Source organism: Streptomyces sp. WM6386, from assembly GCF_000972385.1.
In the GTDB taxonomy this organism is placed as follows: domain Bacteria; phylum Actinomycetota; class Actinomycetes; order Streptomycetales; family Streptomycetaceae; genus Streptomyces.
Genome location: NZ_JXTE01000006.1, coordinates 1 through 23,156 on the forward strand (window position 1 = coordinate 1; position 23,156 = coordinate 23,156).

Here is a 23,156-nt window from a genome sequence, read left to right on the forward strand (position 1 = left end):
ACCGGAGATCACCAGGTCGTAGCCGGCCTTCTCGATCGCCTTCGCCAGCACCAGCGAGGTGCCGATCGCGTCCGTGCCGTGCAGGTCGTCGTCCTCGACATGGACGGCCTTGTCGGCGCCCATGGACAGCGCCTTGCGCAGCGCGTCCTTGGCGTCCTCCGGACCGACGGTGAGGACCGTGACCTCGACGTCGTCGTCGGAGTTCTCCGAGATCTGCAGCGCCTGCTCGACCGCGTACTCGTCCAGCTCGGAGAGCAGGCCGTCCACATCGTCACGGTCGACGGTCAGGTCATCGGCGAAGTGCCGGTCGCCGGTGGCGTCGGGCACGTACTTCACGGTGACAACGATCCTCAAGCTCACGCCGGCTCTCCTACTGCTGCGTCGACATTTCTCTGCTGCCTACTTGCAGGCAGCATAGGCGCCCCAAGCGGCCGATCCCGATCGGGGCGACCCGCGCTCCGAACGAAATATTACTCGTCAGTACACCCAGTTCGTTCCCGCTAAGCAAGCGCTTTGAACTGTGACCTTCGCAACGCAGCGTAATCGGAACTCGACCGCTTCGCAGAAGTGGGCGTCAGTCGCGCAGACCGCCGAACCGACCCTGGTGGTAGACGAGCGGACGGCCGGCACCGGCCGGATCGCCGAGGAGCACCTCGGCCAGGACGATGCGATGGTCCCCGGCGGGCACGCGCGTGACGACCCGGCACACCAGCCAGGCCAGGACGTCGTCGAGGACGGGCACGCCCTCGGGGCCCTCCCGCCAGGCAGTCGGTGCGCCGAAGCGGTCGGCGCCGCTGCGGGCGAAGGTGGCGGCCAGCTCCTGCTGGTGCTCGCCGAGTATGTGCACGCCGACATGGTCGGCCTCGGATATCGCCGGCCAGCTGGAGGCGCCGACACCGATCCCGAAGGAGAGCAGCGGGGGCTCGACGGAGACCGAGGTGAGGGAGGTGGCGGTGAAGCCGACGGGACCCCCGTCACCACCGGCGGTGATCACGGCGACCCCCGCCGCGTGCCGCCGGAAGACGGAGCGCAGGAGGTCGGCGGAAGCGAGCTGAGGGGTACGGAGTTCCGGCGAGGCCGTCATCGAGTGATCCTTCGGCAAGGAGGGGCGAGAGGGTCCGTGGGTGCTCAACAACCCGGACAGCGCGCGCTCGCCGTGCGAGCGAGGTCGACGTGGACCCGCCCGAAGAGAAGGAGTTCCGAAGGCATACGGTCAGGCTGACGATAGGTGGCGCGCACAGTCAAGTACGTCCCGGCATATGGGAGATGCCTCACCGTCCGCGTGAGCCCCGTCAAACCGCTTCCCCCAGCGCGGCGATGACGTCCGCCTTGCGCGGCTGCCCGCCGGCCCGCCGCACGACACGACCGTCGGCGTCCAGCACGAGCACGGTCGGCGTCTTGAGGATGTCGAGTTCGCGCACGAGGTCCAGATGGGCCTCGGCGTCGATCTCGATGTGGGCGACTCCGGGCACCATCTCGACCACCTCGCCCAGGATCCGCTTGGTGGCGCGGCAGGGCGCGCAGAAGGCGCTGGAGAACTGGACGAGCGTGGCGCGCTCCCCCAACTCCCCGCCCAGTTCCGCCGAGCCGAGCCGCTTGCCGTCGTCACGCCCGCGCACGCGTACTCTCCCGCTCCGCCGTTTGTGCAGCACTCCATAGGCGCTCGCGGCGACGAGCACCATCACACACACCACAACTCCGGCCATCACCCAGCTCCAGCGTTCACAAGACTGCAAAGATTCCCGGCGCCACTGACACTTCCCCATGCGGAATGCTTGATTCATGGACATCGACGTGAGGGGACCGCGCTTCGGGGCGGCCGTGACGACCCTAGTACTGGCGGTCGTACTGATCACCGGCAGCGTGTGGCTCCTGGCCTGGCAGACCCTGGCGTTCGCACTGGGCGCGGCCGGCGGAGCGGCTCGTTCGCCGTACGGCTGGCTGTTCCGCAAGGCCGTAAGGCCCCGGATCGGCCCACCGACCGAGTTCGAGGCGCCGGAGCCGCCACGGTTCGCTCAGGCCGTCGGGCTCGCGTTCGCCGCCGTGGGACTCGTCGGTTACGCGCTCGGACCGACGTGGCTGGGGCTCGCCGCGACCGGTGCGGCGCTCGCGGCCGCTTTTCTCAATTCCGCGTTCGGGTACTGCCTGGGCTGCGAGATGTACCTGCTCGTACGGCGGGTGACGGTGCGCACGCAGTAAAGGCCACGTAAAAGCACGAGGTGGATCAAGCAGCCGACGTGACAAGGATCTCGCCGTTCACGGGCACGAGGACTGGCCCCCGGTCCGTTCTTGGGGCACGATCTGCGAGATGCCGTAAACCTACGGCGCCGTAACTTTCCCGCCGGGAACCGTCTTTCCCAGCAGAGAAGGAAGGGTCCACCCCGTCCATGGCAGAGCTTGTCTACCGACCCGCTGTCGGCCTCGCGCTCACGTTGTTCAAGGCGTGGGACCTCAAGATCGACTGCCAGGGTTCGGAGAACATCCCGCGCTCGGGCGGCGCCGTGCTGGTGAGCAACCACATCAGCTACCTGGACTTCATCTTCGACGGCCTGGCGGCGCTCCCGCAGAAACGACTCGTTCGCTTCATGGCGAAGGAGTCCGTCTTCCGGCACAAGATCTCCGGACCGTTGATGCGCGGGATGAAGCACATCCCCGTGGACCGCAAGCAGGGTGAGACCGCCTACCAGCACGCGCTGGATTCGCTGCGCTCCGGCGAGATCGTCGGGGTCTTCCCGGAGGCCACGATCTCGCAGTCGTTCACCCTGAAGTCCTTCAAGTCGGGTGCCGCGCGCATGGCCCAGGAAGCGGGCGTCCCGCTGATCCCGATGGCGGTGTGGGGCACGCAGCGACTGTGGACCAAGGGCCACCCCAAAAACTTCAAGCGCAGCCACATCCCGATCACGATCCGGGTGGGCGAGGCGATCGAGGCGTCCAAGGACAAGTACGCGGGCGCGATCACCCGTCAGCTGCGCGAGCGCGTCCAGGAGATGCTGGTGGCCGCGCAGCGCGCCTATCCGGTGCGGCCGAAGGACGCCGACGATACGTGGTGGATGCCGGCGCATCTCGGTGGGACCGCGCCGACGCCCGAGGAAGTCAAGGCGGCGGAGGCTCGCTGAGAGCTCGGCCGATAGTGTGCTGCGCGTAACCGGACGCCAGGTGTCCGGGGTGCGCTACGGGGGCTACGCATGCGGCGTTGGGTCAAAGTGTCGATCACGGCTGCGGTCGTGCTGGGGATCGGCGGCTGGGTCGCCACCCCGTACGTCAACGACTGGTGGCTGCTGCGTACCGCCTGCGACGGGGCGCTGCCCGTGGACGCGGTGCGTGAACTCGGGCGCAGCGGCTCGCACTTCAAGGACGCGACGAGCGCCTCCCATCCGGAGCTGGGCGACTACGGCTGCTCCCTCGACTTCGAGGGCGACGAACTGCGCAGCGACCGCCTGCTGTCGATGGAGGCGTACACCCGACGGGACGACCTGGACCGGGAGTTGATGACGGTCTTCCCGGAGACGGGGTTCGACACCATGGCGCCGATGCCGAACGGAATGCCCGGCTTCATCGACCAGTTCGGCGATCTCCAGCTCCTGGTGCCCTGCCCGGCCCTCAAGAAGGACGACGACGGCCGGCAGCCCAAGCTGCTGGTGCGCACCCGGCTGGGCCGGGACACTCTGCGGGGCACGCCCGCCGCCTACGAGACGGCCGTGACCCTCACCAACTCCGCGTCCGAGCGGCTCGGTTGCGGCGCCGAGCCGTTGAAGGCACCCGGAGGCGATGCCGCACCGGTGGATCCGGAAAAGGATCCGAAGACGGTGTCTCTCGACAGGTCCGCGGACACCGCCTGCGGCTGGGCCCTCAAGTCGGGGCTGCTCAAGACGTCCCAGTGGCAGGTCGCGACGCTCATGAACGACGCGGGTCCGGTGGGACGTTGCGACCTGTACGCGCGTGACACCGACTCCGGCGAGATGGAGAACCAGCTGTCGTTCGCCGCCTGGTACGGCGACTGGAGCAGCCGTCTGATCGCCGAGGACGGCCGCCTGCCCGCGGCCCTTACGGCGACGGCCCGATGCGACGGCGAGGCGGCCGACTTCGCCCTCAGCGCCGCCAAAGAGGCTCCGGGGGTCGACGAGGCCGGGAAGCGGAAGCTGCTCGCGGCCTTCGCCCGCGAGCAGGTGCGGCAGCGGGGTTGCACCGATCTGCGGCTCGGCGGCTGAGTCCGCTCAGAACGTCATCCAGAGCGCCCTGACGTACCGGTCGTCCATCAACTGCCGCAGGTCCGCCGCGCGTTTCCGCGGCACGTTCCGCGCCTTCGTCCAGGCGTCCAGCACGGTGAACAGTTGATGCCTCCCGTCCATCAGGTCTCCTCCGACCGGTCCGGAGACCGGCCGCTCGGCGATGTCCCCCACCGGCGGACGGCTGCTCAACTGCCGCGCGGCCGCCTGGTAGGCGCCACGCGTGTGCCGCCGTACGGCTTTGTCGAAGACCGCGAGGTCGGCAATCGTGCCCTCCCGGGCGTAGCGCGCCCGGCGGTTCATCAGTGCGCCGACGCGGTCGGTGAGGTGTTCCAGGTCGATGTCGACCCAGGTGTCGGTGGGCTGGACTGTCCCGTCCTTGTCCGGCTCCGGGTGGTAGTCGGGGTCCGCGCCCGCCCGGGTGAGACGTTCGAGGTAGTACGCGAGGTACGCGCGCTGGGCGTCGTAGAGGATCGCGAACGCCTCGGGGTCCTTGGCCAGTTCGGCCATCAGGGCTTCCGGGTCCGCGTGTACGGACGAATACGGCTGGGTGTGCTCGAAGTCGGCGTGCGCCTCACCGGGTGCGAGGAAGCGGCCGTACGGCGTCCAGCCGGTGTCGTCGGGTGCGGCCGACGTGGCGTCGGCGGCCGGGGTGTAGGACTCGTCGTCGGGGCTCAGATAGCGGTTCGCGTCCACGACGTACTCGGCGAGCAGGCGGGCCAGGCCGGGTGCCATCCCGGCGGGCACGTCCTTGTCGTCGAAGGCGGCCACGACCGCGTAGGCGCTGCGGGCCTGGGCGAGGGTGTGGGGCTTGCCGCCGGCCGGGGCACGGGTGGCCGCGTCGACGACCTGGCCGAGCACCTTGCCGCCGTCCCCGCACGGGTTCTCGTGCACCAGGAGGTCGCGCACAGCGCCGAACAGGGTCAGTTGGTCGCCCGGGTCGAGGGCCCGGGTGGCGGCCGCCGGATCCTTCGCGAGCGCGCGGGTCGACGCGGGGATCTCCTGGCACGGGGGGTCGCCCCCGGAGTCCGCGAGGACGACCGGCACGGCCGTGGCCGTCGCCAGCACTGCCAGCGCCACGGCCGAGGTGAGCAGCCAGTGCTTCCTCAGCCGGGCGAGAGTCCCTGTCGGCCGCTCCGCGTCCACGCTCGTACTGTCGTCCACCGTTCCCCCATCACGCATGCCGGGAGATTAGCGACTGCGACGGATCAGCCGCGCACCGGGTCGGCGTCATGCACCTCGATACGCGCACCGGGGCTGAACTTCTCCAGCAGCTCGGCGAGTTCGGCCGCTGCCGCCTCCACCTCGGGGACCGGCATCGGCGCGAGGCTCTCCAGCAGGAAGATCCCGGAGACGGTCTCCTCGGTGAGCCGGGTCCGCGGTCCCTGGCGCCAGTTCCAGCGCCGGCAGGTCACGCCCCGCGCGTCGCGCCAGACCACCTCGCCGGCGTCGGGGTGTTCGACGACCTCCTCGCCGCCGGCGACGGTCACGAAGTCCTCGTCTCCGGTCGCCCGCACCAGGCGCATCCCACCCTCGATGCGGTCGATGTCCTCGCCGCCGACCGGGATCAGATGAGCGACGCTGATGGCGTTGTAGAGGTCGACGAGCAGGTTGATCCGGGGCAGCCCGCCGTCCGCCGACGCCCGCTTGGCCAGCGCCTCCGCCGAGTTGCGGGTGCGCGACGGCTTCGAGCCGAACGCCGTGTAGGCCTCGCGCCAGGCGGCCATGTGCGGGTCCTCGTGCGGGGCCCGCCCGTCCAGGCGTACGGCGAGACGGCGGGCGGCGTCGTCGAGCAGCGCCGAACTCGCGTCGGTGCTCGGTCCGTTGACGAGGCCGTGCGCCTCGACGGCGACGTGCGTGAAGCCGGGCGCGAGCGCGCGCGCCTCGTCGGACACGGTCAGGGAGAAGGTCATCGACTGCCTCAGAGTGCGGAAGGGAGCGTCTTCCACAGGGAGGGCCGGTCGGGGGCGGCCTGCAGGACACTCAACACGGTGGGATGCGGTTCAGCGTACAGCACTGGATAGTCCACCTCATTGGACCGCGGGTCCGGAATCCACGCCAGCCGCTCCCCTTCGAGGGAGAACCGCGCGTCCACCCCCGGCTTGTTGCCACGCGGGTCCTGCCGGTGCCAGGCCCCGTTGAACCGCAGCGCGACCAGGCCGTGCACGACATGCCCGTCCCCGTCGTCGTCCGCCAGCCGCTGATAGCACAGCGCGGTCGGGATGTCCTCGGCCCGTAGCAGCGCGGCCAGCGCATGGGCCTTGGCGTAACAGACGCCGGTGCCCTGTTCGAGCACATCGGAGGCCCGCCAGGTGACGCGCAGGTCGCCGGAGTCCTGCGAGTGGGGGATGGTGTCGCGCACGAACTCGAAAGCCAGCTGCGCATAGGCATACGAGTCCGCGGCGTCTGCGGCGAGGCGCGCAGCCGTCGCGCGTACCCGTGGATGGTCATGGTCGATGACCTCATCAGCGGCCAAGTAAGCGGACAGGTCAGGGGTGTTCTGGATCAGCTCCATGACCGCAGAGCATAGGAATGCGATCACCCTGGAGTCAATTCTTTTTCGGGTGACCGCATACCTATGCATAGATCGAGAGGCCGCTAGTGCGCCATCTCCTCCTTCAGCGCCGCGACGAACGCGTCCACGTCCTCCTCGGTCGTGTCGAAGGCGCACATCCAGCGCACCACGCCCGCCGTCTCGTCCCAGAAGTAGAACCGGAACCGCTTCTGCAGGCGCACGCTCACCTCGTGCGGGAGCTTGGCGAACACGCCGTTGGCCTGCACCGGGTAGAGGATCTCCACGCCGTGCACGGCACGGACACCCTCCGCGAGCCGCCGGGCCATCTCGTTGGAGTGGCGGGCGTTGCGCAGCCACAGGTCCTTGGCGAGCAGCGCCTCCAGCTGGACCGACACGAAACGCATCTTGGAGGCGAGCTGCATGGACAGCTTGCGCAGATGCTTCATGTGGCTGACGGCGTCCTGGTTGATGACCACGACGGCCTCGCCGAACAGTGCGCCGTTCTTGGTCCCGCCGAGCGAGAGGATGTCGACGCCGACCGCGTTGGTGAACGTCCGCATCGGGACGTCCAGGGAGGCGGCCGCGTTGGCTATGCGGGAGCCGTCCAGGTGCACCTTCATGCCGTGCGCGTGGGCGTGGTCGCAGATGGCGCGGATCTCGTCCGGTGTGTAGAGGGTGCCCAGCTCCGTGCTCTGGGTGATCGAGACGACCTGCGGCATCGCGCGGTGCTCGTCGTCCCAGCCGTACGCCTGCCGGTCGATCAGCTCGGGCGTGAGCTTGCCGTCCGGCGTGGGCACCGTGAGCAGCTTGAGGCCGCCCATGCGCTCGGGGGCGCCGCCCTCGTCGACGTTGATGTGCGCGCTCTCCGCGCAGATCACCGCGCCCCAGCGGTCGGTGACCGCCTGGAGGGCGACGACGTTGGCGCCGGTGCCGTTGAAGACGGGGAACGCCTCGGCCGTGGCGCCGAAGTGGCTGCGGACGATCGTCTGGAGGTTCTCGGTGTAGTCGTCCTCGCCGTAGGCGACCTGGTGCCCGCCGTTGGCCAGGGCCAGGGCGGCGAGCACCTCCGGGTGGGCGCCGGCGTAGTTGTCGCTGGCGAAGCCCCGGCTGTCCGGGTCGTGGTGCCGGCGGGCGTCGGTCTTCGGAGGGTTCACGGCTTCTCGGTGAGCCACAGACGGTTTCCGTTCACTTCCCCGGCGGACTTCTCCCAGACGTCGGCGATGGCCCCCGCGAGGTCCTTGACGTCCGTGAAGCCCGCGAACTTCGCGTTGGGGCGCTCGGCGCGCATCGCGTCGTGCACCAACGCCTTCACCACCAGGATGGTGGCGGCCGAGGTGAGCTCCTCACCGGCCCCCGCCTTGCGGAAGAAGTCGGCCATGGCGAGCGTCCAGGCCTCGGCGGCCGCCTTGGCGGCGGCGTAGGCGGCGTTGCCCGCGGAGGGCTTGGTCGCGCCCGCGGCGCTGATCAGGACGTAGCGGCCGCGGTCGCTGCGCTGGAGCGCCTCGGAGAAGGCCAGGGAGGTGTGCTGCACGGTGCGGATGAGCAGCAGCTCCAGGAAGTCCCAGTCGTCCAGGCTCGTCTTGATGAAGGTCTCGCTGCCGCGCCAGCCACCGACGAGGTGGACCACGCCGTCGACGCCGCCGAAGTCCTTCTCGATACGCGTGGCCCAGTCACGGGTGGACTCCAGGTCCAGCAGGTCGACCGGCTCACCGGTGACCGTGGCGCCACCGGCGCTGTAACGGGCCGCGTCCACGGCCTCCGCGAGGCGCTCGGGGTCGTTGTCGGCGCCGACGACCGTCGCCCCGGCCTCGGCCAGGCGCAGCAGTGTCGCGCGGCCCGCGGGACCGCCCGCGCCGGCCACCGCGATCACCGCACCGCTGAGAGCTCCGTTCCCCGCCATGTTCTTCGCCTCCTGAGCTTGCTGTGCAGTGTTCTCGGTGCCGCGAACGCTCACGCGGCGATCCGCTCGGCGCTCTCCGCGGTAATGCCCCGGGTCGAGGCGATCACCGTCTTCAATTTCTTGGAGAGGGCCTCATAGAACATGCTCAGCGGAAACTCGTCCGGAAGCACGTCATCGACGAGCTTTCGCGGCGGCTGGGTCAGGTCCAGGGCGTCGGGGCCCTTGGCCCAGCGGGAGCCGGGGTGCGGGGCGAGGTACTGCGACACCAGGCCGTAGGCGGCGAACCAGTGGACGAGCTTGGGACGGTCGATGCCCGCCCGGTAGAGGTCCTCGATCTCGGCGCACAGCTGGTTGGTGACCTGCGGGGCGCGCTGCCAGTCGATGTGCAGCTGGTTGTCGGTCCAGCGGACGACGTCGTGCTTGTGCAGGTAGGCGAAGAGCAGCTGGCCGCCGAGGCCGTCGTAGTTGCGGACGCGCTCGCCGGTGACCGGGAAGCGGAACATGCGGTCGAAGAGCACCGCGAACTGCACGTCTCGGGCCTGCGAGACGCCTTCCGCCTCCAGCTTCACGGCCTCCTTGAAGGCGGTGAGGTCGCAGCGCAGCTCTTCGAGGCCGTACATCCAGAACGGCTGGCGCTGCTTGATCATGAAGGGGTCGAAGGGCAGGTCGCCGTGGCTGTGGGTGCGGTCGTGGACCATGTCCCACAGGACGAAGGCCTCCTCGCAGCGCGTCTGGTCGTGGACCATCGCGGCGACGTCCTCGGGCAGCTCCAGGCCCAGGATGCCGACTGCGGCGTCGGTCACCCGGCGGAAGCGGGCGGCCTCGCGGTCGCAGAAGATGCCACCCCAGGAGAATCGTTCCGGCGCCTCGCGCACGGCGATGGTCTCCGGGAAGAGGACGGCCGAGTTGGTGTCGTAGCCGGCCGTGAAGTCCTCGAACTTGATGCCGCAGAACAGCGGGTTGTCGTAGCGCGTGCGCTCCAGCTCGGCCAGCCACTCGGGCCAGACCATGCGCAGCACGACCGCTTCGAGATTGCGGTCGGGGTTGCCGTTCTGGGTGTACATCGGGAAGACGACCAGGTGCTGGAGACCGTCCGCGCGCCCCTTGGCGGGCTGGAAGGCCAGCAGCGAGTCGAGGAAGTCGGGCACCTCGAAGCCACCGTCGGCCCAGCGCTTCAGGTCCTTCACCAGGGCCTCGTGGTAGGCCCTGTCGTGCGGGAGCAGCGGGGACAGCTCCTCGACGGCGTCGGCGACCTGCCGCAGGACAGCCTCGGCGTCCGCGCGCGCCGGGGCGCCCTCGGCGGTGAAGTCGATCGACCCGTCCTTGGTCTGCCAGGGCCGGATCCGCTCCACGGCATCCTTGAGCACGGGCCAGGCCGGGTGCTCCACCACCCTGGTCACGGGAGGAGCCTGCTCCCCCGTCGCCGCCTGCACAAGAATTTCCGTCATGTCCCATCCTCCACGGGAGAACCTCACGTCAGGACACCGTATGCATAGGGGCTTCCTTCCAGCAAGTGCAGACTCGGGAAATCGTCCTGCGAGCCCGCATGGTCACGAAACTTTTTCCTGCCGGATGCCATGAGGGCCACTCAGGTGGGTAGACGTGAATGTCTCGGCATACCTGCGTGGTCAATGTCCGCAGGACTCGCCCACCCCAGGGTGACCACCCGGAGCCGTACCGGGCAGGTCCGCCCCTCGTGTCACCCCGATCCCCCGTGTACGCGCGGGTACATCACCGGCCGGGCGCACTAGGCTGCGGATCTGCCCGCGCGATCGTCCGCTCCGGTCCGCGCGGACGCCGAGCCGCCGTCGACGGAAGCGAGTTGTACCTTGAACTTCCTTACCATCGGTCATCGCGGGGTCATGGGTCTCGAACCCGAGAACACCCTCCGTTCCTTCGTGGCCGCCCAGCAGGCCGGCCTCGACGTCATCGAACTCGACCTGCACCTGAGCAAGGACGGTGCCCTGGTCGTCATGCACGACACGGACGTGGACCGCACGACCGACGGGACCGGTCCGATCGCCGAGAAGACCCTCGCCGAACTACGCGCCCTGGACGCGGGCCGCGGTGAGCGCGTGCCCGTCTTCGAGGAGGTCCTGGACGCGGTGCGGTCGCCGCTCCAGGCCGAGATCAAGGACATGCAGGCGGCCCGGGCACTGGCCGAGGTCATGCTCAGGCGGGATCTGGTCGCCCGGGTGGAGGTGTCCTCGTTCCATGACGAGGCGATCGCCGAGATCTCCCGCCTGGTGCCGGGCGTACGGACCGCGCTGATCGCCAGCCGGTACGGCACCGACATCGTGGACCGCGCCGTCGAGGCCGGTGCCGCGACCGTCTGTCTGAACATCCGCCGGATCACGCTGGAGGTCGTGGAGGCCGCCCGCAAGGCGGATCTCAGGATCATCGGCTGGGTGGTGAACACACAGGACCATCTGCGGCTCGTACGGGCCCTGCAGCTGGACGGCGCGACCACCGACTACCCGGAGATCAAACGCACCGCCCGCTTCACCGCATAGCCCCCTGCATGAACGTCACACCAGCGGCTTGACCAGCAGCTCGAACTGAAGATCGTCGCGCTGCGGAACACCGAAGCGCTCGTCGCCGTACGGGAACGGGGTCATCCGGCCCGTACGGCGGTAGCCGCGGCGCTCGTACCAGGCGATCAGGTCGTCACGTACGGAGATCACCGTCATCTGCATCTCCGTCGCGCCCCACTCCTCGCGGACCCGGCGCTCGGCCTCGGCGATGATCACCTTGCCGAGGCCGCCGCCCTGGAGCTTCGGGCTGACCGCGAACATCCCGAAGTAGGCGTGGGCCCCCCGGTGTTCGAGCTGGCAGCAGGCGACGACCTCGCCGTCGCGCTCGACGGCGAGCAGCCGGCTCTCGGGCGACTTGATGACCTCGAGAACGCCCTCGGGGTCGGTCCGCTGCCCCTCGAGGATGTCCGCCTCGGTGGTCCACCCCGTCCGGCTGGAGTCCCCGCGGTACGCCGACTCGATCAGCGCGACCAGGGCGTCCACATCGGTGTCGATGGCATCGCGGAAAGTGAGTCCAGCGGTCATCAGGCGTATCTCCGCTCTCGGGCACGGCAGGGCACGGACGAGCGTAGCGCTCCCACTAGGCTCCGCTGCATGGTGCATGTACTGAGCGGCCGAACCCTCCTCCACCCCACCGACCCCGAGCGTTCCCGGGTCTTCTACGGCGAGCAGCTCGGCCTGGGCGTCTACCGCGAGTTCGGCACGGGGCCCGAGCGCGGCACCGTCTACTTCCTCGGCGGAGGCTTCCTGGAGCTCTCGGGACGCTCCGAGGCACCCCCGTCCCCGGCCGTGCGGCTGTGGATGCAGGTCGCGGATGTGTCAGCCGCACACGAGGAGCTGGTGGCGAAGGGCGTCGAGATCGTACGGCCGCCGCTGAAGGAGCCCTGGGGGCTGATCGAGATGTGGATCGCCGATCCGGACGGCTGCAAGATCGTCCTCGTCGAGGTACCCGAGGACCACCCGATCCGCTTCCGCCCAGGCATCTGACGACCGCCGCGGAGAGAGCGGCCCGGTGGGTCGGGCCGTGACGTGACGGTGTGGATCCGGACCCTCGTCCAGGCCCGGTGTTCCCAGCCTCGGCCGGTGCGGGCCGGAGCGCGACGTCGGATGGCAGCGGCGGTCGAGCGGGGCTAGCGTGCCAAAGGGGACGCCCGCGTCGGCAGGAAGGCCGTGACGCCATGAAACTCGACAAGCCGGTGGCCGGTGGACCCTGCTGGGCCGAGGTGGGAACCCCGGATCTGGAGGCCGGCCGGAGCTTCTACGGCGAGCTCTTCGGCTGGCGGACGGAGACCGACTCCCGCGCGGAGCTGGGCGGCTACACGATCGCGTACGTGGGTCATCTCCCCGTCGCCGCGCTCGTGCCGCTGGGCGAGGAGCCGCAGCCGGTCACGTGGTTCGTGACGTTCGCCGTGACGGACGTCGACGCCACGGTGGAGAAGATCAAGTCGGCTGGTGGCGCTGTGGTGTTCGAGCCCGGGGACGTTCCCGGTATGGGGCGCTTCGCCTCCGTCGCCGATCCCCAGGGTGCCGGTTTCCATGTGTGGCAGGCGGAGGGCTTCGAAGGGGCGGGGCTGGTCAACGAACCGGGCTCGCTGGGCTGGGTGGAGCTGATGAGCAGGCAGCCCGAGCGGTCGGTGGACTTTTACACCACGGTGTTCGGTTGGAGTGTCAACGCCTCGGAGCACTACACACAGTGGGGCCTCGACGGCGCCGACTTCGGCGGCATGGTGACGATGGACGACAAGTTCCCGCCCGAGGTGCCGCCGCACTGGCTGCCGTACTTCGCGGTGGCGGACGTGGACGCGAGCGCCGCCACGGCGACGGAGGCGGGCGGCACGGTCCTGATGGAGCCCACGACGGTGCCCGACAGTCTGCGCATCGCCGTGCTGCGGGATCCCCAAGGGGCGATGTTCGGGGTGTATCTGGCGGGTGCGGAGCGCTGAGAGCTGGGGGCGAATTCGGTGTCCCCGAAACGCACTTGCGTTGAAGTGCGCTCCAGCTCATAGCGTCGGCCGCACGAACCGCCCGGAGGGGGAACTGATCGTGCGTTACACACTGTTCGGCAGGACCGGTCTGCGCGTGAGCGAGCTGGGCCTCGGCGCCATGGTGATGGGTGAGGACTCGGGCGCCGGCTCCGACAAGGAGACCAGCGCCAAGCTCCTCGACGCCTATGCCGACGCGGGTGGCAACTTCATCGACACGGCCGACATCTACTCGGGCGGCAGCTCGGAGCGGATCCTCGGCGAGCTGCTGGAGGGTCGGCGTGAGGAGTTCGTGCTGGCCAGCAAGTACACGTGCGGCACACGCGCGGGGGATGTCAACGCGGCCGGCAACCACCGCAAGAACCTGGTGCGGTCGGTGGAGGCGAGCCTGGAGCGGCTGCGCACCGACCGGCTCGACGTCCTGTGGGTGCACGCGCGGGACAACTTCACCGCGGTCGAGGAGGTGATGCGGGCACTCGACGACCTCGTACGGACCGGCAAGGTGCTGTACATCGGTGTCTCGGACTGGCCCGCCTGGGAGATCGCGCAGGCCAACACCATGGCAGAGCTGAGGGGTTGGACCGCGTTCGCGGGTTCGCAGCTGCGCTACAACCTGCTGGAGCGGACGCCGGAGCGTGAACTGCTGCCGCAGGCACGGGCGTTCGACCAGGCGGTGCTGGCGTGGGCGCCGCTGGCGGCCGGGAAGCTGACCGGTAAGTACCGGCGGGGCGAGTCGGGCCGGCTCGACTCCTGGGGCGGCAAGCCGAGCGCACAGGAGGAAGAGGTCGTCAGCGCAGTCCTGGAGATCGCCGAGCAGGGCGGCTGGAGCCCGGCCCAGGTGGCGCTGGCCTGGCTGCTCCAGCGACCCGGCAACATCGTTCCGATCATCGCGGCCACCAAGGAGCACCAGCTCGCCGACAACCTCGCCGGCGTCGACGTCCGCCTCGACGCCGACGCGGTCACCCGCCTGGACGAGGTGAGCGCGGTGACGCTGGGCTTCCCGCACGACTTCGTACGGGACCCGGACGTCGTCCGGACGATCTACGGCGACCGCTGGGCGGACATCGACGACCGGCGCTCCGGGTACCGGCGTACGGCGACGGACGTGCTCTAGTCGCTTCTGGTCGCTTCTGGTCGCTTCTGGTCGCTTCTGGTCCACGAAGTAGCTGTCGTGCCGGACGCGGAACCCCTCCAGTTCTTCGCCCCCGCGCCGCGTGTCCCCGCGACGCGCTCGAAGTACTCCTCGCGCGGGGAGCCCGGGGAGAAGAGCATGAGCATGGACATCGGCTCGTGGGTATGGGGTCGAACCGCCGGGCGAGGAGAGGTCCGCGGGGGTGTCGGCGGGGCGGAAGACGGCGTTCACCTCGCCCTTGTCTCCGTGGTAGCGGGGCTCCGGGTACGGGAGTTGTTCCGGGTAGGACATGACTGCTCCTTCTGGCAGGTCTCCACCGGAAGGGTCGCTCGCGCCCCCGGACGGCGGCATCGGGGCTCCGGACGATCTCGGCGGATCCGGGAACGAGGGCCTCGGGCCTAGGACTGGTGCGGGAGGCGGTCGTCAGGCGAGCGGCGTCACCGTCACCGAGTCGAGGACCGGGGCGTGGGCGGAGCGCTGTCCGTGGGCGTTGGTGCCGGTGCCGTCGAAGTCGGGGAGCTCGTCGGCGGTGAACGTGACGGTGTTCGCGCCCTGTTGGAGAGTGACGGGGACGGAGAGCTGCCAGAAGTTGTTGAAGTGGAAGGTGGTGGGGAACAGGACGCGGCGGGTGTCGTCCCCGTTGACGCTGATGTCCGCGTGCCGGCAGACCGGGTCCGGGTTGTAGTGGGTACTCGGCGGCTGCTCGCCGTTGGAGTAGCGGATCGTCAGCGCGTGGCGTCCGGGGCGGTCCGCCGTCACCGTCAGGGTGAGCGCGTTGGCGGGGCCGCGGCCGATGCCGTCGACGGCCTTGCCGCCGGTGGCGTAGGAGAACGCGGTCACCTTCGCGGAGCCGGTCAGCACGCCGTCCTGCGCCGGGTACGTCGCGGTGGGCAGCAGCCCGCTCGCCGGACCGACGGTCAACTGTTCCACGAGGAGGTCTTCCGAAGTCGCCTCGACCCTGACCTTGTTGACGCCCCCGGCGAGGAAGACAGGGAGGCATGTGGTCCCGATCCGTCCGATCTCCTCCCCGTTGACCGTCAGCAGTCCCTCGCCGTCTCCGCCGAGGCGGACCGTCGCCTCCCCGTCGTCGGCCGCGTGCACCCAGAAGGTCGCGCTCCCACCGCGCGGAAGCACGGCGGCGGGGCCGCTCACGCGCGCTCCGTCGGCGAGGGCGGCGTACCCGGCGTCGTACCGCGCGACCCTCTCCCTGTCGCGCAGGACCAGGTCCAGCCGGTCGACGACCGCGTCGCCCCGGGTGGCACCGAGGTCGGGGTCCTGTGCGGCGAGGGTGATCAGGTGGCGGCCCGCGGTCAGCTCCACCTCGGTGTCGGTGTGGCCCCAGACGGCCCACTTGTAGCCGAGCGGCAGCAGGAGCTCGCGCGGGTCCTCTCCGTCGACGCGCAGGAACACGTTGGTGGGACCGTGCTCCCGCACCGCTTCGGCGAGGTTGTGCGCATTGGCGTAGACACGGATCTCGTATGTCCCGTCCCGCGGGACCTCGACGTCGAAGGCGAGCACGCCGTCGGAGCCGGTGCGCAGACCGCCGACGTGGTAGCCGCCGGAGGTGGCGAACTTGTCGACGTCCGCCGGGGACCCCTCGGGACCGTTCTTCGAGTAGCCGCCGCCCGTGTAGGTGGCGTCCTCGGCCTCGTAGGTCTTCCGCCAGCCTGCCGGCGGCTGCGGGCGCACGGGTCCGTCGCCGCCGGGCGACAGGATCAGTTGGTAGGCGGACATCTCGTCGAGGCCGGTCAGGGGCAGCGTCACCCTGCCGTCCACCACCGGGAGTTCCTCGTCCTTCAGGATCAGCGGCTGGGCGGAGGCACCGAGTTGGCCCGTCCAGGGGATCTCCTGGAGCCGTGCGCGGACGATCTCGCCGAAGAGGTCGAGCCGCTTCACGACGATGTCGGCGGAACCGCTCGATCCGCCGAACAGCACCCGTGCCTGCCGCTTCTCCCGGTCGAGCGTGGCGACACCCTGGAGCGTGTACTGGACGTTGGGCCGGGGCGCGGTCACCGCGACGGTGTTCCCTGTCATCTGGCCGTAGGCGTTGAACAGCCACCACTGCCCGTTGGCCTTGTTGGCCTCGACGGCCGAGTCGTTGAGGTTGCCGGCGATGTTCCAGTACGCCATGTCGGCGTCGATCTTGGACTCCTCGATCGCGGCGATCCACTGGATCATCTGCCCGGGGACGGACAAGTGGTAGTTGTGGGCGTACTCGTTGACGTTGACGGGCAGTGGCCCGATACCCAACTCACGTTCCCACTCACGGTATTTGGCCACGTTCGTGCGGACCTCGGCGGGCGAGGACAGTTCGTGCCAGGTGATCACGTCGGGCAGGACGCCGTGTTCCTTGGCGAAGGCGAGGAAGCCCTTGACCTCGGGGTACAGGATGCAGGTGTTGGGTCCGGCGACACGGGCGCCCGGGTCGAGGCCCTTGATCAGCCGGTAGATGTCCCGCCAGGCGGCGAAGTAGTGCCTCGGGTCGGTGTGCCACGAGACGCCGTCGTAGCTCCACTCCCCCTCGCCGAACATGTTGCCCTCGGGTTCGTTGAACGGGACGTAGACGACGTGGGACTTCAACTCACCCATGGTCAGGACCTGTTCGACCTGCTTGCCGATGCTCTCCGTGAAGCCGGCCAGCCGATCCTCGCCGGTGGCGCCGGGCCACTCGTAGGGGAAGCCGCGCAGGATGTCCGGCATGTAGAGGTAGACGTCCTGGCCGCCGGCCGCGACGAAGGACGGCAGGATCTCCAGGGCGTCCGCGCCCGGGTGCTGGATGCCGTCCTGGGCCTTGGTGGCGACCGTGCGGACGTACATGCCCTCGACGACGGCACGGCTGGGCACGCCGTCGCCGTAGAGGCCGTAGAGCGTGCCGCTCGCGCCGCCGTGGAAGGGGCCCGTCTCGGTGCCGAGGTCGACGGTGAGCGTTTCGGCTGCCACGGCAGTCTCTCCTTCGTCCGGTATTTCGCACATGTGTCGGCGAATCGAACCGAACCTAGGGAGCAGGTGTGGATCACGTCAATGGAGGGGCCGCCTCCGAAATTCCCGAAAGGGCCGATCAGACGCGGAGCGCTCCGAGACGGCCTTCCAGCCGCGTCAGCAACTCGCCGAGCAGTGAGGCCAGTTCCCCCTGCTTCTCCCCGTCGAGCACGGACAGCACCGCGGTCTCGTACGCGAGCTGCTCGGGCAGGATCCCGTCGACGAGATCGCGGCCGGCGTCCGTGAGGCGGAGGTGGACCACCCGGCGATCGCGGGTGTCGCCGCGGCGTTCGACCAGTCCGCGCTCGGTGAGCTGCTTGAGGCGCTTGGTCACGGCGGCGCCCGAGGAGAAGGTCTCACGGGCCAGATCGCCGGGGGTCAGTTCATGGCCGGTGCGGCGGAGCGCGCCGAGCAGGTCGAACTCGGGGCGGCTGAGACCGGCCCGGCGCAGCGGGGCGTCCTCGGCCTGCTGGAGGAGGGCGGCGGAGCGGTTGATGCGGCCGATGATCTCCATGGGTCCGGTGCCGAGGCCGGGATGGACGGTCTGCCACTGCCGGACGACCGCCGCGACCGTGTCCGTCCGCGGGCCGTCTCCCCCGCTGGTCTGCGCCGTCATGGCCGTACGTCCTCCGTCGTCGTGCTGGTCAGCCGTCGTGTCGTCGCGGCGAGCGTACGGTGTCCCGTCTGCTCGGCGAGTACGACCCGCTCCTGGGACAGGGCGCGCTGCCACCATTCGCCGGACGCGGCGTCCACGGTGGCACGCAGCTCGACCAGGGCGGCGGCCAGGGTCCGGCGCGCCGGCTCCAGGGCGGCGGGTGCGGGGGACGGCCCGGCGAGGAGGCGGGCGGCGCGCTCGCGGGCGCGGTCGACAACGGTCAGGGCGTGCTCGACGCGGTCGCCGGCGCGCCGGTCGGTGACGGCGATCGCGGCGACGAAGCCGACCAGGGCGCCGACGACGGTGTCCACGAGGCGCTCGGTGATCAGCCGGCCGGGCTCCTGGAAGCCGGCGAACTCGGTGATGAGCAGCGCCATCGGGGTCACGCAGACGCTGCCGAGCCAGTAGTTGCGGCTGATCAGCGCCTCGGCGCCGAAGTTGAAGGCGAGGCAGCACAGGACGAGGGCGGCCGGGCCGAGGTGGGCGAGGGGGACGACGGCGGCGAAGAGGAGGAGGCCGGCGAGGTTGCCGACGACGCGCTGGACGCCGCGGCTCCAGGTGAGGGTGAGGTTGGCCTGGTAGAGGGAGGCGGCGGTGACCAGGGCCCAGTACGGGCGGCCCACTCCGAAGGCCAGGGAGGCGTATCCGGCGAGGGCGCACCCGAGGGCGGTGCGCAGGGCGAGCGGGGTCAGGGGGCCGAGCCGGCGCCACGACGGGACGCTCTCAAGGCTGAGTTCGGCGTCGATGCCGAGCAGTTCACCCCGGTCCTCGGTCCGCGGGACCGCTCCGTTGCCACGCAGGTCGCGCGCCCAGGCCCGCAGCCGTTCCGGGTCGGTGTCGTACGGGGCGGCGAGGGCGACCTCGGCACGGACGACGAGGCGGTCGAGGGCTCGGCGTGGCTCGGTGCGGGCGCCGGCGGACAGCAGCGCCCGCCAGGCGGTCTGGACGGCGGCGGCCGCGGCGGCCCTGGCGCGGGGGTCGTCGGGCTTCTCGGCGTACGCGGCGGCGGTTCGTAGCGCGTGGGCGGTGGCCCGGCGTTCCGGGCCGTGCGGGCGGACCAGGCCGGGTGCCATGCCGATGAGCCAGGCCCAGACGCCCGCCGCGGCGGCGAGGGCCAGATGGCCGGGGACCTGGGCGAGGGTCTGCGGGGCGAACAGGGCGGCGGAGCTGATGAACGTGAAGATCACATTGCCGGGCGGGCCGATGCGGGCCGCGTCGCACAGTGCCTTCTGCGCCGCGGCCAGGAGGGCGCCGACCGTGACCAGTGCCACGGCGCTCGTGGTGAGCGACGCGGCGACGAGGGCGACGGCGAGGCCGGCGAGCATGCCGAGCACGACCCAGGTCAGGGCCTGGGCCCGGGCGGCATAGGGGCGGTTGTGGGCGTACAGCGCGCACAGGGACCCGGCCATCGTGTACATCGCCAGGTCGAGCCGGCCGAGCGCCAGCAGGGTCAGGTTGGGCGGGGCGACCGCGACGACCACGCTCAGAGCGGGCTTGAACCAGATGTCCGAGGGTCGACCGAGGCGCAGGACGCCGGCGAGGGGGAGTCGTGGGGTCGCGCTGCTCATACCCATAACCTTAGCAGGTGTTTTACTCGTAAAGGATTTTGCCGGGCATTCGCTGACCTGCCGTGCTCCACCGAATGCTCCCCGTGTACACCCTTGCGCCCGCGTGCGCGCCACGGGAGCGGGGCATCGCATCCCTGACCGACCGTCGAGCGGGGAGGTGCGTGTGCACGGACCGGCTTCGCCCGGCTGGCTGCTGGTGACGCTGTGCGCGGCGACCGGGGCCTACTGCCTGCTGCGGATGCGCAGCGATGTCGAGGAGCAGCGCCGTGCGGCGGGCGGCGAGGCGCTCATGGGCTTCGGCATGGCCGCGATGGCCGTACCGGCGGCGGTGTACACCCCTCCGTCGTGGGCCTGGTCGGCCTATGCCCTCGTGTTCGGCGCGGCCGCCTTACGGGCCCTGTGGGCGGCACGGGCGAGCACCCACCATCTGCACCACCTGGTGGGGGCGTCGGCCATGGTCTACATGGCGGTCGTGATGGCCGCCTCGCCCGGGCATCACGCGGGATCCGGAATCCCCCTGCTGACAGGGGTGTTGCTCCTCTACTTCGCCGGGTACGTCCTGCTGTCCGGAGTGCGCCTGGTGCCCGTGGCCGCCGGGAGCGGGACCGTCGGCTGGGGCGACCGGCCGGAGCTGGCGCGGGCGTGCCGGCTGTCGATGGGGATCGCCATGGTCGCGATGCTGGCGACGCTCTGAACGCCTGCGTGTCCTGCGTCACTTTGGCCTCGTGGGCCGTACCCCTGGGCGGTGAGCCGCTCGTAGGGTGCTCCCATGATGGTCCCCGCGGCACTGTTGCTGCTCGGCGCGCTGACCGCCGTCCTCGCCCCCCGGCTGCTCGCCCGGGTCGACTGGGTGGACCGCGAACCCGTGGTCGCCCTGTGGGTGTGGCAGTGCGCGGTGGCGACCGTACTCCTGTGCTGTGCCCTGTCGATGACGCTCAGCGCGGCAGCGGCCTGGCAGGCGGTGCGCGGCCATGTCTTCGCGCCGGCGCCGTCCGGGGTCGTGGAGGCGTACGCGCTCGGCAGGGGCGGCAGCTGGGCGGCGACGACCGCGGTGACTCTGGCGCTGGGCGGGGTGTGGAGCGCGGCGATGCTGGTGCGGGAGGTCGCACGGGCGCGTGCGCGGCGGCGGCTGCGCAGGGCCGAACTCCTGGTGCGGGCCCCGATGTTGCCCGGCGAGGAGCGGGGCGCCGGTCGACTCGTGGTCTTGGAGGGCGAGCGGCCCGACGCGTGGTGGCTGCCCGGGTCGGCGCCCCAACTGGTCATCACCACGGCCGCGTTGCGCCGCCTGAAGGGGCGGCAGCTGGACGCTCTGCTGGCCCATGAGGAGGGTCACGCGCAGGCCCGGCACGACTGGCTGCTGCACAGTTCGGGCGCGTTGGCGGGCGGGTTTCCGCAGGTTCCGGTGTTCGCCGCGTTCCGCGACGAGATGCACCGGCTCGTCGAGCTCGCCGCGGACGACATGGCCTCCCGCCGCTTCGGGCGTCTGACGACCGCGCTGGCACTGGTGGAACTCAACGAGGACCGGGGGGTGTTCGGCCCCTGCCCGACCCCGCAGGCCCATGTCCCGCAGCGGGTGAACCGGCTGCTCACTCCCCCGGACCGGCTCACGGCGGCCCGTCGGCTGCGCCTGACGGCGACGGCGGCACTGGTGCCGGTGGTTCCGGTGCTGGTGGCGTTCGTGCCGGGATTGCGGGCGCTCGGCTGACGGTCGGTGCACGGCGGAATTCGCCTCCTGCCCCGCCGGTCGGCGAGGATCGCAGTATGCACTCGCCGCCCGTCGACGCCCCGTCCCGCCCGAGGGACCAGCGCACCGCCCTCCGCTCGGCCGGTGTCCTGACCGTGTGCTCCGCACTCCTGCTCACCCTGGTCGCGGTCCGGTGGCATCCCCTGATCAGCGTCGACGAGGACATCGCGACGACCACGCACCGCTGGGCGGTGGACGAGTCAGGACTCACGCACGCCTTCCGCATCCTCACGGACTGGGTGTGGGACCCGTGGACGATGCGACTGCTGTGCACGGTGGTCGCGCTGTGGCTGATATTGCGGCGCCAGGCGTGGTGGACGGCCCTGTGGCTGGGGCTCACGTGTTTGCTGGGCACCCTGTTGCAACAGGGACTCAAGGCCGCCGTCGACCGTCCCCGTCCGGTCTGGCCGGACCCCGTCGACTCGGCCCACTACGCGGCCTACCCCTCCGGCCACGCCATGACCGCCACGGTCGTCTGCGGCCTCCTGCTGTGGCTCCTGCACCACCACGGCGCCGACCGCCGCGTCTTCCGCACGGTCCTGGCCGTCTCCCTCGTCTCCGTCGTCGGCGTAGGCCTCACCCGCGTCTGGCTCGGTGTCCACTGGACCTCGGACGTCGTGGGCGGCTGGCTGCTGGGGGTGCTCGTGGTGGCCATGGCGGTGCTGGTGCACGCACGGCGAAGGACGTGAGCCACCGCTACGTGGGACCGGCGGAGATCCGGGCGGCGGTCCGTCCCGGCGCCGGGGGCCGTGCCATCGGCTCACCGGCCGACCTGGACGCCTGGGTGACCGAGCGCGGCAAGGCCGAGGCGCGGGAGCCGTACACCTTCGTCGTGGACCTGGAAGGCCGGCTGCGGCTCGCGCCGCGACGCAGCGAGCACGTGGCCTGCGCGGGCGGCCGTCCTGTGCCGGCGGCGGGCGAGATGGCCTTCGGCCGCGCGTCCGGGCAGTGGACGGCCCACGAGATCAGCAACCAGTCGACCGGCTACTGCCCGGACCTCACGTCGTGGCACGCGGTCGCCCGTGCCCTGGAGACCGCCGGTGTCGGCCATCCCGGCCGCTTCACCCACGAGGTGGTGTTCCGTCGCTGCGAGCGGTGCCGGGAGTGTTCCGTGGTGCGTGAGGGCGAGTTCGTGTGCGTGTTCTGCGGCAGTGATCTTCCGGTCGAGTGGAACGTCGACTCGTAGGATCTGCGCATGATCGCAGTGCTGTTCGACTTCTCCGGGACCCTGTTCCGTATCGAGTCCACCGAGTCCTGGTTGCGCGGAACGCTCGCGGAGTCCGGGATCGCGCTGCCCGAGGCCGAGATCACCGCGGCTGCGAAGGCGCTGGAGGTGGCGGGGGCACTGCCGGGCGGGGCGAATCCGGTGCGGGTGCCCGAGGAACTGGCGAACCGGTGGGCGACCCGGGACGAGAGCGCCGAGCTGCACCGGGCCACCTACACCGGGCTCTCCCGGCAGGTGCCGCTGCCCGACCCGCGACTGTACGACAGGCTCTACGACCGGCACCGGTCACCGTCCGCCTGGCAGCCCTACCCGGACGCCGCCGAGGTGCTCCGGACGCTGCGCGAGCGCGGGATCGGCGTCGGGATCGTGAGCAACATCGGATGGGACCTGCGGCCCGTGTTCCGGGAGCACGGCCTCGACCCGTACGTCGACGCGTATGCGCTGTCGTACGAGCACGGCGTCCAGAAGCCGGATCCGCGACTGTTCGCCCTCGCCTGCGAGAGCCTCGGGGCCGATCCGCGCGGAACCCTGATGGTCGGTGACGACCGGCGGGCCGACGGCGGTGCGGCCGCGCTGGGATGCGGGCTGCACTTCGTGGACCATCTGCCGGTGACCGAGCGCCCGGACGGGCTGCTGGCGGTGCTGGATCTCGTGGACGGGGCACGGGAGGACGTCGCCGGTAAGTAGCCTCAGGCC

The 23,156-nt window shown here is 70.6% G+C and carries 25 protein-coding genes and 1 pseudogene; 12 read left to right on the top strand and 14 right to left on the bottom strand.

What is annotated here, in order from left to right:
* The 3 genes from TN53_RS05065 to TN53_RS05075 all read right to left on the bottom strand — a co-directional run.
* On the bottom strand, positions 1–360 hold a 360-nt coding region (locus tag TN53_RS05065), incomplete at its 3' end, for an electron transfer flavoprotein subunit beta/FixA family protein (RefSeq protein ID WP_046257137.1).
* A 214-nt stretch (positions 361–574) separates the two neighbouring features.
* Positions 575–1,084: a flavin reductase family protein gene (locus TN53_RS05070; protein ID WP_046257138.1), complete on the bottom strand. Its 510-nt coding sequence runs from the start codon at positions 1,082–1,084 to the stop codon at positions 575–577.
* A gap of 208 nt (positions 1,085–1,292) precedes the next feature.
* Positions 1,293–1,706 carry a TlpA family protein disulfide reductase gene (locus tag TN53_RS05075; RefSeq protein WP_095046300.1) on the bottom strand — a complete coding sequence of 138 codons (414 nt, stop codon included), beginning with the start codon at positions 1,704–1,706 and terminating at the stop codon, positions 1,293–1,295.
* A 76-nt stretch (positions 1,707–1,782) separates the two neighbouring features.
* Here TN53_RS05075 and TN53_RS05080 point away from each other — a divergent pair, with 76 nt between their 5' ends.
* The 3 genes from TN53_RS05080 to TN53_RS05090 all read left to right on the top strand — a co-directional run bounded on the left by TN53_RS05080 (position 1,783) and on the right by TN53_RS05090 (position 4,208).
* A complete protein-coding gene (locus tag TN53_RS05080; protein ID WP_046257140.1) occupies positions 1,783–2,199 on the top strand; it encodes a DUF4395 domain-containing protein in 417 nt (138 codons plus the stop codon).
* Positions 2,200–2,387: 188 nt separating this feature from the next.
* Positions 2,388–3,116 (top strand): lysophospholipid acyltransferase family protein, encoded by a 729-nt coding sequence (locus TN53_RS05085; protein ID WP_046257141.1) that lies wholly within the window; start codon positions 2,388–2,390, stop codon positions 3,114–3,116.
* 69 nt (positions 3,117–3,185) lie between these two features.
* Positions 3,186–4,208, top strand: a complete 1,023-nt coding sequence (locus TN53_RS05090; protein ID WP_046257142.1) for a hypothetical protein — start codon at positions 3,186–3,188, stop codon at positions 4,206–4,208.
* A 6-nt stretch (positions 4,209–4,214) separates the two neighbouring features.
* On the opposite strand, the gene TN53_RS05095 is transcribed toward TN53_RS05090, so the two are convergent.
* The 6 genes from TN53_RS05095 to TN53_RS05120 all read right to left on the bottom strand — a co-directional run bounded on the left by TN53_RS05095 (position 4,215) and on the right by TN53_RS05120 (position 10,089).
* Positions 4,215–5,408: a hypothetical protein gene (locus tag TN53_RS05095; RefSeq protein WP_159038098.1), complete on the bottom strand. Its 1,194-nt coding sequence runs from the start codon at positions 5,406–5,408 to the stop codon at positions 4,215–4,217.
* A 26-nt stretch (positions 5,409–5,434) separates the two neighbouring features.
* Complete coding sequence (locus tag TN53_RS05100) at positions 5,435–6,139, bottom strand: B3/4 domain-containing protein (RefSeq protein ID WP_046257144.1); 705 nt, start codon at positions 6,137–6,139, stop codon at positions 5,435–5,437.
* A gap of 8 nt (positions 6,140–6,147) precedes the next feature.
* Positions 6,148–6,741 carry a transglutaminase domain-containing protein gene (locus TN53_RS05105; protein WP_046257145.1) on the bottom strand — a complete coding sequence of 198 codons (594 nt, stop codon included), beginning with the start codon at positions 6,739–6,741 and terminating at the stop codon, positions 6,148–6,150.
* A gap of 83 nt (positions 6,742–6,824) precedes the next feature.
* On the bottom strand, positions 6,825–7,895 hold the full coding sequence (locus TN53_RS05110; protein WP_046257146.1) for a threonine aldolase family protein: 1,071 nt from the start codon (positions 7,893–7,895) through the stop codon (positions 6,825–6,827).
* The gene (locus tag TN53_RS05115) at positions 7,892–8,641 is read right to left on the bottom strand and encodes an SDR family NAD(P)-dependent oxidoreductase (protein WP_046257147.1); all 750 of its coding nucleotides are present in this window, start codon (positions 8,639–8,641) and stop codon (positions 7,892–7,894) included. Before TN53_RS05115 ends, TN53_RS05110 begins: the two co-directional genes overlap by 4 nt.
* Before the next feature lie 50 nt (positions 8,642–8,691).
* On the bottom strand, positions 8,692–10,089 hold the full coding sequence (locus TN53_RS05120) for a DUF6421 family protein (protein WP_046257148.1): 1,398 nt from the start codon (positions 10,087–10,089) through the stop codon (positions 8,692–8,694).
* Positions 10,090–10,470: 381 nt separating this feature from the next.
* On the opposite strand from TN53_RS05120, the gene TN53_RS05125 reads away from it, so the two are divergent.
* Positions 10,471–11,154 (top strand): glycerophosphodiester phosphodiesterase, encoded by a 684-nt coding sequence (locus tag TN53_RS05125; protein ID WP_046257149.1) that lies wholly within the window; start codon positions 10,471–10,473, stop codon positions 11,152–11,154.
* A 15-nt stretch (positions 11,155–11,169) separates the two neighbouring features.
* Here TN53_RS05125 and TN53_RS05130 read toward each other — a convergent pair whose 3' ends face one another.
* On the bottom strand, positions 11,170–11,700 hold the full coding sequence (locus TN53_RS05130) for a GNAT family N-acetyltransferase (protein ID WP_046257150.1): 531 nt from the start codon (positions 11,698–11,700) through the stop codon (positions 11,170–11,172).
* A gap of 69 nt (positions 11,701–11,769) precedes the next feature.
* Between TN53_RS05130 and TN53_RS05135 the strand changes: the two genes are divergently transcribed.
* The 3 genes from TN53_RS05135 (at position 11,770) to TN53_RS05145 (ending at position 14,271) form a co-directional block, all read left to right on the top strand.
* The gene (locus TN53_RS05135) at positions 11,770–12,162 is read left to right on the top strand and encodes a VOC family protein (RefSeq protein WP_046257151.1); all 393 of its coding nucleotides are present in this window, start codon (positions 11,770–11,772) and stop codon (positions 12,160–12,162) included.
* Positions 12,163–12,353: 191 nt separating this feature from the next.
* Complete coding sequence (locus TN53_RS05140; RefSeq protein ID WP_046257152.1) at positions 12,354–13,118, top strand: VOC family protein; 765 nt, start codon at positions 12,354–12,356, stop codon at positions 13,116–13,118.
* A 100-nt stretch (positions 13,119–13,218) separates the two neighbouring features.
* A complete protein-coding gene (locus TN53_RS05145) occupies positions 13,219–14,271 on the top strand; it encodes an aldo/keto reductase (protein WP_046257153.1) in 1,053 nt (350 codons plus the stop codon).
* 27 nt (positions 14,272–14,298) lie between these two features.
* Here the strand turns inward: TN53_RS05145 and TN53_RS48145 are convergent.
* The 4 genes and pseudogenes from TN53_RS48145 to TN53_RS05160 form a co-directional block, all read right to left on the bottom strand.
* A pseudogene (locus TN53_RS48145) lies at positions 14,299–14,580 on the bottom strand (cupin); the annotation flags it as partial.
* 132 nt (positions 14,581–14,712) lie between these two features.
* On the bottom strand, positions 14,713–17,262 hold the full coding sequence (locus TN53_RS05150; protein WP_046257154.1) for a cellulosome protein: 2,550 nt from the start codon (positions 17,260–17,262) through the stop codon (positions 14,713–14,715).
* Positions 17,263–17,347: 85 nt separating this feature from the next.
* Positions 17,348–17,884, bottom strand: a complete 537-nt coding sequence (locus TN53_RS05155) for a MarR family winged helix-turn-helix transcriptional regulator (RefSeq protein ID WP_046257155.1) — start codon at positions 17,882–17,884, stop codon at positions 17,348–17,350.
* Positions 17,881–19,491 (bottom strand): FUSC family protein, encoded by a 1,611-nt coding sequence (locus TN53_RS05160; protein ID WP_046257156.1) that lies wholly within the window; start codon positions 19,489–19,491, stop codon positions 17,881–17,883. Before TN53_RS05160 ends, TN53_RS05155 begins: the two co-directional genes overlap by 4 nt.
* Before the next feature lie 163 nt (positions 19,492–19,654).
* Between TN53_RS05160 and TN53_RS05165 the strand changes: the two genes are divergently transcribed.
* The 5 genes from TN53_RS05165 (at position 19,655) to TN53_RS05185 (ending at position 23,147) form a co-directional block, all read left to right on the top strand.
* Positions 19,655–20,185 (top strand): DUF5134 domain-containing protein, encoded by a 531-nt coding sequence (locus TN53_RS05165; RefSeq protein ID WP_046257157.1) that lies wholly within the window; start codon positions 19,655–19,657, stop codon positions 20,183–20,185.
* A gap of 75 nt (positions 20,186–20,260) precedes the next feature.
* Positions 20,261–21,196 carry a M56 family metallopeptidase gene (locus tag TN53_RS05170; RefSeq protein WP_046257158.1) on the top strand — a complete coding sequence of 312 codons (936 nt, stop codon included), beginning with the start codon at positions 20,261–20,263 and terminating at the stop codon, positions 21,194–21,196.
* 56 nt (positions 21,197–21,252) lie between these two features.
* A complete protein-coding gene (locus TN53_RS05175) occupies positions 21,253–21,924 on the top strand; it encodes a phosphatase PAP2 family protein (protein ID WP_046257159.1) in 672 nt (223 codons plus the stop codon).
* Positions 21,921–22,421, top strand: coding sequence for a hypothetical protein (locus TN53_RS05180; RefSeq protein ID WP_046257160.1), 501 nt, complete (start codon positions 21,921–21,923; stop codon positions 22,419–22,421). Before TN53_RS05175 ends, TN53_RS05180 begins: the two co-directional genes overlap by 4 nt.
* Before the next feature lie 9 nt (positions 22,422–22,430).
* Positions 22,431–23,147 (top strand): HAD family hydrolase, encoded by a 717-nt coding sequence (locus tag TN53_RS05185; RefSeq protein ID WP_046257161.1) that lies wholly within the window; start codon positions 22,431–22,433, stop codon positions 23,145–23,147.
* Positions 23,148–23,156: the final 9 nt, after the last annotated feature.